10 protein-coding genes are annotated in these 12,104 nt (G+C 42.0%); 7 read left to right on the plus strand and 3 right to left on the minus strand.

The window, feature by feature from the left end; genetic code table 11:
- Window positions 1-710 precede the first annotated feature (710 nt).
- Window positions 711-1,031: a hypothetical protein gene (locus tag G1O98_RS16760; RefSeq protein ID WP_163929841.1), complete on the plus strand. Its 321-nt coding sequence runs from the start codon at window positions 711-713 to the stop codon at window positions 1,029-1,031.
- Window positions 1,032-1,056: 25 nt separating this feature from the next.
- On the opposite strand, the gene G1O98_RS16765 is transcribed toward G1O98_RS16760, so the two are convergent.
- Window positions 1,057-1,998, minus strand: coding sequence for a hypothetical protein (locus G1O98_RS16765; RefSeq protein ID WP_163929842.1), 942 nt, complete (start codon window positions 1,996-1,998; stop codon window positions 1,057-1,059).
- 539 nt (window positions 1,999-2,537) lie between these two features.
- Here G1O98_RS16765 and G1O98_RS16770 point away from each other — a divergent pair.
- The 6 genes from G1O98_RS16770 to G1O98_RS16795 all read left to right on the plus strand — a co-directional run bounded on the left by G1O98_RS16770 (window position 2,538) and on the right by G1O98_RS16795 (window position 9,925).
- On the plus strand, window positions 2,538-3,179 hold the full coding sequence (locus tag G1O98_RS16770) for a ParA family protein (RefSeq protein WP_163929843.1): 642 nt from the start codon (window positions 2,538-2,540) through the stop codon (window positions 3,177-3,179).
- 2 nt (window positions 3,180-3,181) lie between these two features.
- On the plus strand, window positions 3,182-3,415 hold the full coding sequence (locus tag G1O98_RS16775) for a hypothetical protein (RefSeq protein WP_104910315.1): 234 nt from the start codon (window positions 3,182-3,184) through the stop codon (window positions 3,413-3,415).
- Between the two features lie 248 nt (window positions 3,416-3,663).
- Complete coding sequence (locus G1O98_RS16780) at window positions 3,664-5,178, plus strand: N-6 DNA methylase (protein WP_163929844.1); 1,515 nt, start codon at window positions 3,664-3,666, stop codon at window positions 5,176-5,178.
- Window positions 5,179-5,260: 82 nt separating this feature from the next.
- Window positions 5,261-6,481, plus strand: a complete 1,221-nt coding sequence (locus G1O98_RS16785; RefSeq protein ID WP_163929845.1) for a restriction endonuclease subunit S — start codon at window positions 5,261-5,263, stop codon at window positions 6,479-6,481.
- Window positions 6,478-7,512, plus strand: coding sequence for a PDDEXK nuclease domain-containing protein (locus G1O98_RS16790; RefSeq protein WP_163929846.1), 1,035 nt, complete (start codon window positions 6,478-6,480; stop codon window positions 7,510-7,512). The genes G1O98_RS16785 and G1O98_RS16790 overlap by 4 nt, the downstream gene beginning before the upstream one ends.
- A gap of 70 nt (window positions 7,513-7,582) precedes the next feature.
- Complete coding sequence (locus G1O98_RS16795; RefSeq protein ID WP_163929847.1) at window positions 7,583-9,925, plus strand: type I restriction endonuclease subunit R; 2,343 nt, start codon at window positions 7,583-7,585, stop codon at window positions 9,923-9,925.
- A 64-nt stretch (window positions 9,926-9,989) separates the two neighbouring features.
- Here the strand turns inward: G1O98_RS16795 and G1O98_RS16800 are convergent, their stop codons facing one another.
- Together G1O98_RS16800 and G1O98_RS16805 are read right to left on the minus strand one after the other, a co-directional pair.
- Complete coding sequence (locus tag G1O98_RS16800; protein WP_163929848.1) at window positions 9,990-11,162, minus strand: pentapeptide repeat-containing protein; 1,173 nt, start codon at window positions 11,160-11,162, stop codon at window positions 9,990-9,992.
- A 48-nt stretch (window positions 11,163-11,210) separates the two neighbouring features.
- Window positions 11,211-12,029: a PIN domain-containing protein gene (locus tag G1O98_RS16805; protein WP_163929849.1), complete on the minus strand. Its 819-nt coding sequence runs from the start codon at window positions 12,027-12,029 to the stop codon at window positions 11,211-11,213.
- Between the last annotated feature and the right edge of the window lie 75 nt (window positions 12,030-12,104).

The following is a 12,104-nucleotide window of genomic DNA, read 5'->3' on the forward strand; positions in this document are numbered from 1 at the left end:
GCCGCAGTTTCAGAGGGGTGAACTCTGAGGCGGCTTTTGTCGTGCTTATGTAGTTTATTAGTAGTCTTTTTTGAGGGCTATTTTTTTCTTTTTCGGTTTTGGCTGTCAAAAACTTTCCGCCAAATATGGCGTACTGTGCGTCAAAAAAAGATGGATTACAGAGCTTATGCACTAATTAGCGTGTTTAAAACTCGTTGGCAAATATGGGGATAAATCGGGTGACTTTTGGGAATTATTGGGAATTATTGAGCTAATGAGAATTTGGTGACTGGAAGATGTTGAAGAGGTAAAAAATCAGGGATGAATTTGAATTTGCGTTCTGTAGAATTGGGATATATTGAGTTTAATTGGTAAGAATTGGTGAGAATTGGTGAAAATCGAGAATTTGGGCGATTTTCGGTGTCATGCACAAAACAGCGAAATAAAAGCACAATTGTAATCTTTCACAAGATTTATTTACAAAGGCTGAAGGGATTACGGTATAGGCGTTTTAGCCTTTTCAGAATAATTCTTAATAAGGGGTCAAAAACGGGGTAAATTTTTGTAGATTTAATGTTGAGTCTTGGTTCTGTTTCAAGCCGAATGCTCAACGTTTACTTTCAAAGTGATCTAACTACGATAGCCGAGCGATCGCGCACCTTCTGGTCAACCTAATCCAAGATAAAATCAAGAGCGAAGAATTTTAATTGATGATGAGCCAGGGGTAAGCTATGGAAGCCAAAAGCGAAGTGACAATAAAATTTAGTGGCGAACTACCAACAGCTACACCTCTTGAGAATAAGAAAGTTGCAATCGAGTTCACTGATCAGAACGGTATAGTCTTTACTGCTCAAGTTAACGCCAAAAGCTGGCGTAAGGCCGAAACTAGCGCCTCAGAATTTGCAGACTGGGCTGGGGCTGTATCGGGAAAGCTTGGACAGCGCACAGAAAACGGGTTTGAGGTAGTTGATGCTGGGGTTCAAATCTTTGAAAAGAAGGCGAAAGAGCCTAAACCAGATGTAGCTGCGGCTGAAGCTGGCGTTTCTTCATGACCACATACAACAAAACCCTACTCCTTCACTGGGATTGTGTTTGGTGTGGGGTTGTTGAGGGCTGAACAGGCTTAGTTTGAGTTTTGGGTTGAGCTTTCTTGACTGGTTTACTTTGAGGTTTGGGTTTGGGTTTATTGCCCTTTGACGCGACTATATTCGCTTTTTTCTCTTTAAATGCGGCGAGTAAATCATCTTTTGATGCCTTTAGAAACTTTGGCGGTTTTTCTTGTGGCAACCCTAGTAAGCTCTCAAATGCGAAAACATTTCTATGTGGCAGGAATTTCGCTTTAATTTCAACAAAACTAGGCTTGCCACGCTCCTCTTTTGGTAGCAAAGGATTGAATCTAAAGGGAGGAACGATTGCATCTTTCCACAATAAAGGTATGTGGCTAGCCTTCATGAACCGCACTTTTGTAGAAGTCTCGGTCTGCTTAATATAATCCAATCTTTCGGCTGTAAAATTCCGAAACACTGATATACAAGGTGTCTGGCAAGCTGGGATGAATTGCCATAACCCTGTAAATCTAAATTCAAAATCTTGATAATCTGCAAACAAACCCGATTTGGAGCCATTATCAAACCCCAAAACCTGAAAGCTAATTACATGAGGTTTATCTCGCGGTGGAAAATGTATCACCCTTGGATAAACCATCAGCCGTACATAATCACTACCACTGTTACGAATCTGTTTTTTTAAAAAATCAAATATCAGTTTTTTTTGAGGAGCATGATATAAAGCATAGTCCCGATTTTCAATCGATATAGTCGGATGAGGCAAGGCTTTGAGATCCACAGTGCCAGCAATTACCCCAATCGCCTGAAATATAGAAGAGTTTTCCGGTTCCGAAGTGCTATCACTCTTATCTGACTCTGGCTGTGTATCTGGTATAGATTCAATGAGTCGTCCACTAGGAATGATCGTAATGATTTTCTTCGGCTTGGCTGGCTCGTTGCTGGGGTTAATCATTATTGGGACTCTTCGCACCTACACAAATCATTGTAGAATTTTCTATTGAGGTATGAAGTTTACCGCTTCTACAAAAGTGCGATTCATGAATTCTCTGTAAAGAACATGATTTTTTTCGGAACTTGCTACCATGTAAGCTGTATATCCCTACATACCGAACCACCTATACAGTAACCGGGGCATTGAATCTATGAAGCCCCATGTAAATTTATCGCGCTTTGCTGCTACTGCTCTCTTGTAAAAACTTGAGAGCAGTTTTGCATTCTCAATCAGTATATCTACAATAGGTTTTACGTTTGCTGTCCTTACTTGGATTTAAGGACGAAATCGCTATTTCGTTAAATCGCTAATTATTGAAACGAAATCTCTCTGTACGATTAGCGAAAACACGATATAACTAATTCGCTATAGTGCCTTGATTAAAGGACGAAATCGTTATTTCGTTAAATCGCTAATTCTGGCTTAAACGAAATCTCTCTGTACGATTAAGCGAAAACACGATATAACTAATTCGCTATAGGGCGAAAGGACGAAATTTCATGACCGTATTGGTGGGTGTCATTTCTCAAAAAGGGGGGGTAGGTAAAAGCACCCTTGCTCGGCTTATTGCCCGTGAATATTCTGCTGCTGGCTGGGATGTAAAAATAGCTGACCTGGATATTTCTCAAGGTACGAGTACGGATTGGAAACAACGCCGAGAAGTCAATGGTATCCAGCCGGAGATTGCAGTTGAACCATTCCGCACTGTTGCTCAAGCTCTGAAACACGCCTCGGTTTATGACCTCATGGTTATGGATGGGCCACCACATTCCATGCAAGGCACTTTAGAAATTGCCCGTGCAAGTGATTTACTTGTCTTACCCACTGGTTTATCACTGGATGATCTCAAACCGTCTGTACTGTTGGCGCATGAATTGGTAAACGCCAAAATCCCTACGGATAAAATTGTTTTTGTTTTATGTCGAGTCGGCGATCGGGAGAATGAAATTGAGGATGCCCAATCATATATTCGTAAGGCTGGATATGTCACAGTGGCTGGTTCAATTCCAGAAAAGACTGCTTACCGTCAGGCAAGTGATAACGGTCGTGCTGTTTCTGAGGTCACGTTTCCTACTTTGAAGCAACGGGCAGAACAAGTAGCCCAAGGAATTATTGATCTGTTGAGTGAGCAAGAGTCCTAATTATGTCAACTAAACCACCACCACCTCCTCGCAAACCGAGCAAGGGTGAACCACCTAGCATTAAGGAAACAAAAGATAACTTGGAGAAGCCCGATCCAGGGGAAATTTCCAACTTAAATTTTAAAGTGCCTGCCGAGTTTAAAAAGGATTTTAAGATTGCGGCTGCTACTTACGGTTGTACCCAAGTTGAGCTATTGCAACGGATTTTTAAATACTGGACAGATAATCACGGCTAATATTTCTTTCGTTATTTAGCGAAAGAACGAAAAAACGATTTCTTGCTTTCTTCTTTTAGCGATTTCTGATTTCATAGTTTTCAACACAAGATATACTGACAAAGCATTAGTGTCAAAAACTCGGCTGAATAGGTTTCACAGGGCAATGGAAGATTTAGCATAATCTTTCTGCACCACTGCTCATTTCACACCGTAGGTGCAAGATATGACCCAAGCCAGTAATATTAAAAATCTCACAGTAAAGCTAAATGTTCGAGCAAACCTTTAAAAATATTGATGACGTTCTCTGGAAAGAGGCGGGTTGTACTACAGAGTTAGATTACACGGAGCAAACCTCTTGGCTGCTGTTTCTGAAGTATCTGGACGATCTGGAGCAAGAACGGGCACTGGAAGCGGAGTTAGCGGGTAAGTCTTATGAATTTATCATTGATGAAGCGCATCGGTGGTCAGCTTGGGCGGCTCCCAAGAAGGCGGATGGCACAGTGGATCACGATCATGCGCTGATTGGGGATGATTTGATTGATTACGTGAACCGCCAGCTATTCCCCTATCTCCAGGGATTTAAGCTACGGGCTACCAGCCCAGATACGATCGAGTACAAAATTGGTGAGATTTTTAGCGAAATCAAGAATAGGTTTCAAAGTGGCTATAGTCTGCGAGATGCGCTGGAATATATTGATGAGCTAAGGTTTCGATCGCAGCAGGAGAAACATGAGCTTTCCCATCTCTATGAAGCCAAAATCAAAAATATGGGGAATGCGGGGCGTAATGGGGGGGAGTATTACACACCGCGTCCGTTGATTCGAGCGATGATTCAGGTGGTGAAACCGCAGATTGGCGATCGCATTTATGATGGTGCTTGTGGCTCTGCGGGGTTTTTGTGTGAGAGTTACGACTATTTGCGTCAGGGTAATCTCACCACAAAACAGCTTGAGCAACTTCAGACAGCCACTTTTACAGGTAAGGAGAAGAAAAGTCTAGCTTACGTGATTGCGATCATGAATATGATTTTGCACGGCATCGATGCGCCGAACATTATCCACACTAATACGCTCACGGAAAATATCAGCGATATTCAAGACAAGAATCGCTTTGATGTCATCTTGGCTAATCCGCCATTTGGGGGGAAGGAACGTAAGGAAGTACAGCAGAATTTCCCGATTAAGACTGGGGAAACGGCGTTTCTGTTTTTGCAGCATTTCATCAAAATCCTGAAGATGGGCGGTAGGGCTGCGGTGGTAATCAAAAATACTTTCCTGTCAAATTCAGATAATGCTTCACGGGCATTGCGGCAGGAGCTTTTGAGTAGTTGCAATCTGCACACGATTTTGGATTGTCCCAGTGGGACTTTTATCGGGGCGGGGGTGAAAACGGTGGTGCTGTTTTTTGAGAAAGGAAAGCCCTTCGACTCAGTTCAGGGAACGCCTTTATTTTCTCAGGGAAAACCTTTAACTCAGGGAATGGCAACTCAGAAAATTTGGTATTACCAACTCGCTCCGGGGCGGAATATGGGTAAAACCAATTCTCTGAATGATGAGGATTTGCGCGAGTTTGTGGAGTTACAGGCTAGGTTTGCGGAAACAGAAAAGTCTTGGCTGGTGGATATTGCTGATGTGGATCGGGTGACGTTTGATTTGTCAGTGAAGAATCCAAATAAGGCTGATGAATCACTGTTACGAGAACCGCAGGAAATTTTGGATGAAATTGCTGCTTTGGATGCGGAAAGTGCAGAGATTTTAGCAGGAATTGGGGGAATGTTATAAGAAGCTGGTTTCGGCTCAGTTCAACCAGCAAATAACATTCAAAAGCAGAGGATTAGAGGGATGATGGTAATTAGGGGATTGTATGCAGTTGACATTTGATAGTGAACAGTTGCCAGTGAGTTGGGAAATAAAATATTTAGATAAACTTTCTGAAAATCTAGATAGCAAACGAGTACCTATCACAAAGTCTTTAAGAAAATCTGGCAACATTCCTTATTATGGTGCTTCTGGTATTGTTGATTACGTTGCCGGTTACATCTTTGATGAAGATTTACTTTTAGTGTCTGAAGATGGTGCGAATCTTTTAGCAAGAACCTATCCAATAGCATTCTCAATTACAGGTAAGACGTGGGTAAATAACCACGCTCATATACTCCGATTTAAAGAAAAAACCACACAGCGTTTCATCGAATATTATTTAAATTCAATCTCACTTGAGCCGTATATAAGCGGTATGGCTCAACCAAAACTTAATCAAAAATCACTAAACTCAATAGCCATTCCATTTCCGCCACTTCCTGAACAAAAGCGAATTGTGGCGATTTTGGATGAGGCGTTTGAGGGGATTGATAGAGCGATCGCAAACACCGAAAAGAACCTCGCCAACGCCCGTGAACTATTTGAAAGCTATCTAAACGCCATCTTTACCCAGAAAGGCGACGGGTGGGAGGAGAAGAAGTTAGGAGATATTTCAACTATTAGCTATGGGTACACAGAAAAAGCATCACAAGAACCTATTGGTCCAAAATTTTTGCGAATTACTGATATTCAAGATAATCAAGTTAATTGGGAGACAGTTCCTTTTTGTGCAATATCTGAAAAAGATTATGTAAAACATAAATTGTCTACAGGTGATATTGTCTTTGCTCGTACAGGGGCTACGACTGGAAAGAGCTTCCTTGTAATAAACCCTCCTGATGCGGTTTGTGCATCTTACTTAATTCGACTTTGTTTGAAAAGCAAAGACTTAATGCCAGAATTTCTAATACTCTATTTTCAAACAAAGCAATATCGAGAACTAATCAGTCTTGGGATATCAGGGAGTGCCCAGGGTGGATTCAACGCATCCAAATTGGCTGATCTTGTAATTCCTGTAGCAATTGATATTGAACAGGTTCATATAGTTGACCGTGCAAAAGAACTACTCGAACAAACCCAACGTCTCGAAGCCATTTACCGCCAAAAAATCGCCGCCCTCAACGAACTCAAACAATCCATCCTGCAAAAAGCCTTCACTGGCGAACTCACCGCAGACACCGCTAACCAGACAACAAAAGCCGCTAACGAGGGAATTGCTGCATGAGCAATGACCTGCCTCAACCGAGCAATCGCCTGTTTCAAGAAATCAGACAGTTTATTGATGCTGCTAAACAACGCGCCGCCGTTGCCATCAATGCAGAAATTACCCTGCTCTATTGGCAAGTCGGCAAACGCATCCAAACCGAAATCCTGCAAGGTCAACGCGCCGAATATGGCAAACAAATTATCGTTTCTTTATCCCAGCAGCTAACCCAAACTTATGGTAAAGGCTGGAGCGAAAAACAACTACGGCATTGTCTACATTTTGCGGGAACCTTTGCTGATGAGCAGATTGTCTCCACACTGCGGAGAGAATTGAGTTGGACGCATATTAAAACTCTAATGTATATTGATGAACCCCTAAAACGCGACTTCTACATCGAAATTTGCTCTTTAGAGGGTTGGTCATCCCGTCAACTGCAAGAACGCATCAACTCCATGCTATTCGAGCGCACTGCCCTATCCCGCAAACCAGAAGAAACCATTCGCCACGATCTAGAGCAATTGCGCCAAGATCAACAAGTATCACCTGACCTACTCTTAAAAGACCCCTACATCCTAGATTTTCTGGATTTAAGCGATCGCTATCTCGAAAAAGACCTCGAAGATGCCATCCTGCGGGAAATCGAAAAATTCTTACTAGAACTTGGTGCAGGCTTTACTTTTGTCGCTCGTCAAAAACGCCTACAAATCGATAACGACGACTTTTATATCGACCTGCTATTTTATAACCGCAAACTCAAACGCCTCGTCGCCATCGACCTCAAACTCGGTAACTTCCGTCCCGAATACAAAGGCCAAATGGAACTTTACCTGCGCTGGCTGTCCAAATACGAGCAAGAGCCTGATGAACAGCCACCACTGGGAATTATCTTATGTGCAGGTAAAAAACAAGAGCAAATCGAATTGCTAGAACTGGATAAAAGCGGCATCCATGTCGCCGAATACCTCACCGTATTACCACCTAAAGAAGTGTTACAGGCTAAACTGCAAGAAGCGATCGCCACTGCCCGTCGGAGAATAGTGGACAGTTAATAATGGACAGTGGACAATTGACAAGAAGGCAGTCTGAGTAACTGTCAACTGCCCACTGTCCACTATAAAAATGAACGAAGCCGAAACCCGCGCTGAACTAATCGACCCCGCACTCAAAGCCGCAGGCTGGGGCATGATCGAAGGCAGTCGCATCCGCCGCGAAGTTATCGCCCCTGGTCGCTTGGTTGGTAATGGTAAACGCGCCCAATCAGACATCGCCGATTATGTTCTCGTCTATCGCGGTGAAAAACTTGCAGTCATCGAAGCCAAAAAACGCGGATTGCCCGATACCGAAGGCTTAGGACAAGCCAAAAAATACGCCGAAAAATTGCAGACGCGGTTCGCCTACTCTACAAATGGCATCGGACTTTATCAAGTAGATATGCACACAGGTGCAGAAGGCTACGTCAACCAATATCCTACCCCCGACGAACTGTGGGATGTTACCTTTAGTGAAGCCAACGAATGGCGAGATTGCTTTGCTGCCATACCCTTTGAAGATAAAAGCGGCACATGGGAAGCCCGTTATTATCAACATAATGCCATTAAGCACGTCCTAGAAGCGATCTGCCAAGGAAAAGACCGGATTTTGTTAACAATGGCAACTGGCACAGGTAAAACCTTCATCGCCTTCCAACTCGCCTGGAAACTCTTTCAAAGTCGTTGGAACCTCAGCCGACAACCCACCCGTCGCCCACGAATTTTGTTTCTAGCAGATCGCAATATCTTAGCCAACCAAGCCTATAACTCTTTCTCTGCCTTCCCCGACGATGCCCTCGTCCGCATCGACCCCGAAGCTATCAAAAAACGGGGTAGAGTCCCCAAAAATGGCAGTATCTTTTTTACCATTTTCCAGACTTTTATGACCGGACGGGACGACGCTGGCAATCCTACGCCAAAATTCAGCGACTATCCCCCCGACTTCTTTGACTTCATCATCATTGATGAATGTCACCGAGGCGGAGCCAGTGACGAAAGCACTTGGCGCGGTATTTTAGAATACTTCTTCCCAGCAGTCCAACTGGGACTTACTGCCACCCCCAGACGTGCCAACAACGCAGACACCTACGCCTACTTTGGTGAGCCAGTCTATACCTACGCCCTCAAAGACGGCATCAACGACGGATTTCTTACTCCCTTTAAAGTCAGGCAAATCGAAACTACTCTAGATGAATATATTTACAGCACCGAAGATGAACTTATAGAAGGTGCAGTAGACGAAGCCAGAACCTACACTGAAACTGACTTCAACCACATCATTGAAATTGCCGAGCGCGAACGTTACCGAGTGCAACTGTTCATGGAAGAAATTGACCAGAATCAAAAAACTCTGGTGTTTTGTGCCAACCAACCCCACGCCCTAGCTGTGCGGGATTTAATCAACCAAATGAAGATTAGCAGTGAACCTAATTACTGTGTTCGTGTCACCGCCGATGATGGAAAACTGGGAGAGCAGCACCTCAGCACTTTCCAAGACAATGAGAAAACTATCCCCACCATTCTCACCACCTCCCAAAAGCTTTCCACTGGGGTTGATGCCCGAAACGTTCGTAATATCGTATTGATGCGCCCCATCAATTCCATGATCGAATTTAAACAAATCATCGGTCGCGGTACGCGACTATTTGACGGCAAAGACTACTTCACCATCTACGATTTCGTTAAAGCTTACGAACATTTCAACGATCCTGAATGGGATGGCGAACCCCAAGAACCTGTTCTCGTCAAAAATACCAGAGGCGGGGAGGAATCAGATAAACACAATGTCTCCACAACAGATAGAGGCAAGAATAGAAACGAAAGTACAGAAGTTCCCCGCCCCAGAACCATCAAAATCAAACTCGCTGACGGCAAAGAACGTACCCTCCAGCACCGGATATCTACCAGCTTCTGGAGTCCAGATGGTAAACCCATGAACGCCTCTGAATTTGTGGAACGTCTCTTTGGTGAAATTCCCGAACTATTCAAAGATGAAGACGAGCTACGGATAATTTGGAGTCGCCCCGACACCCGCAGAGCTTTATTGGAAGGACTGGCAGAGAAGGGCTACGGGGAGGAACAATTAACGGAGATTAGTCGCCTGATCGATGCCGAGAAAAGCGATTTGTATGATGTGCTGGCTTATATCGCTTATGCCTCTGCACCCATGAGCCGCCGAGAGCGCGTCCTCGCTCACAAGTCCTTAATCTTCTCGCGCTATATCGGCAAACAGCAAGAATTTCTCGACTTTGTACTGGAGCAATACATCAAAGCAGGGGTGGGGGAACTTGATCGATCTAAATTACCTCAACTGTTAGAGTTAAAATATCATGCTGTTCGTGATGCTGTTAAAGAACTAGGGAGCGTTGCGAATATCAGTGAAGTGTTTATCGGGTTTCAGCAGTATTTGTATTCACAGGACATAGCAGCTTAATTGGGCAGGTAACTTGGATGCCTATATTTGTTTTTAAATACACTAAGGTATTTTTCGAGCCATCTTAATTTTCTGTATCTTCTGGCGGTAAACCTAACTTTTCACGAAAATCTTTATCGTATTTTGCCTTCTCCCAGTTTCTGGTATTGTATTGAATTTGGTTAAGTTCTATGGTCTTATTGTTAGTAAAATCAGCTTCTGTGAGGTTGGCTTCTGTGAAGTTAGCTTTTGTGAGGCAGGCTCCTCTAAGGTCGGCTTTATAGAGGCTGGCTCCTGTGAGGTTGGCTGTATAAAGGTAGGCTCCTCTAAGGTCGGTTTCTGTGAGGCTGGCTCCTGCGAAGTTGGCTCCTGCGAGGTCGGCTTCTGTAAGGCTAGTTTCTAAGAGGTTGGCTCCTGTGAGGTTGGCTCCTGTGAGATCGGCTCCTCTAAGGTCGGCTGCTATGAGGTTGGCTCCTTTAAGGTTAGCTCCTGTGAGATTGGCTCCTTTAAGGTTAGCTTTATAGAGGTTGGCTTTAACAATATTAATATTAGATAAAATTAATCTTTGATACCTAAGATCGTTTTCATAATTGCGTCGAGCAATTACAGTAAGAGTTTCTTGGATATCAAGCCGCAGTTTTTTGATTTCTTTTTTTTCTTCTTGATTATTTGAATTATTATTAACTATTTTTACATTTGAAATTTTATCATCTTCTGTTAACGGTACATTTTCACGGATAAAAGCTGTAAGAATTTCCATTATTGTCCAATGGTCTTTAGGAGAATCTTTAGCAATTCTTTCTAAAGTATAAATAGCACCCAATCGTACTTCAATTTTCTCACTTCCAAGTTGCTCTATTGCTTTCGAGAATCGCTCTGTAATTTGTTTATCTTCTGACAACTGTACATTTTTTAAAGCAGCTTCGGCATTTTTATTAGCTGCCTCGGCTGTTTTATTAGCAGCTTCAGCACTTTTCTCCATAGCAAATACACGTTTTGCTCCAAAATAAACATTGATAGCTCCTATAATTCCACCAAAAATTAAACCTGCTATAGTCCAAGTTCTAATAGTGTATTCAACTTTCTTTTGTAATAATTCTGACCATTGCTCCACATTGAAAATAAAGAAAGTTAGTAAAGTGGGAATAAACAACAAAATAAAAAGAATAAATAAACCACCAGCTATTGCCAAATTACTTTGTCTAGCTTCTACATTGCCACCATTTTTAAAATCAGAGCTTTCTTCGCTTTTTTCCATATTGATGTATTAAGAATTAATCAAAAGGATTTTACTGGTGTATTGAAGTCAATCCATGTACTCAATATTTGTAATTATCTGTTTTCCACAATCTTGACAGTTCAGAATATCAATCCAAGAGCCAGGAATTGTTCTAGTTAACTTAAAGAGATTTGAAGATCCACATCTTGAGCAGGCAAGATAATATGGTATAAAAGGTGTTAGCTCTGGTAACTTAGGTTTGTATGGTAACGCTGCTTGTATTAAAGCATTCAAATCATTAAAATATTCAATTTTGAATGGTTTAGCTTTGCTTTCTTGCTGTAACTGCTCATCTAGCTCATTATTCTTTTGTGAAGAGAAGTCTTTATTGTCAGCAGTGCAAAACCAAACTTCTCCTTTATCAAGATATGCTAGTGCAGTTAGCCAAAAGATACAGTCACCTGGACTACTTCTACTGTTTTTATGGGCTGGGGCAATATGATGCAAACATCGCCTACAGGCCTCACTCATATAACCTTCTATAGATGCTATTTCCGCTTTTTCAAAAAGCTCATCTATTAAATTTAAATTGGTTTCAACTCGTTCAGGAATTTTCTTTATTAAAGCTTGTGTATCACTATGTATCTTTTCAATTTCTTCTAATTTCTCAGGCAAAAATTTCTTAAATACTTGATAACCATTTATAGCATGACTCTTAAATTTTTTTGTCAAATTTTCAGTAACGCGATTACGATGACGTTCAAATTCAATTTGAGTTGATTCAGGTACAACAAGTTTAAAGTCTGGGTATTGGAAAATTTCATGAAGATTATCGAAATATTCAATAGAATTTAATTCTTCACCTAAATAAATCCATGTATTTGTATCAATAAAAACAAAATTCATGTTTTTTGCTAATCATTAGCTAGTTGAATAGATTAGTATGAGGTAATTTTATTACATCTATATAAATAAGGCGTA

Source organism: Nostoc sp. UIC 10630 (assembly GCF_010747425.1).
Classification (GTDB): domain Bacteria; phylum Cyanobacteriota; class Cyanobacteriia; order Cyanobacteriales; family Nostocaceae; genus Nostoc.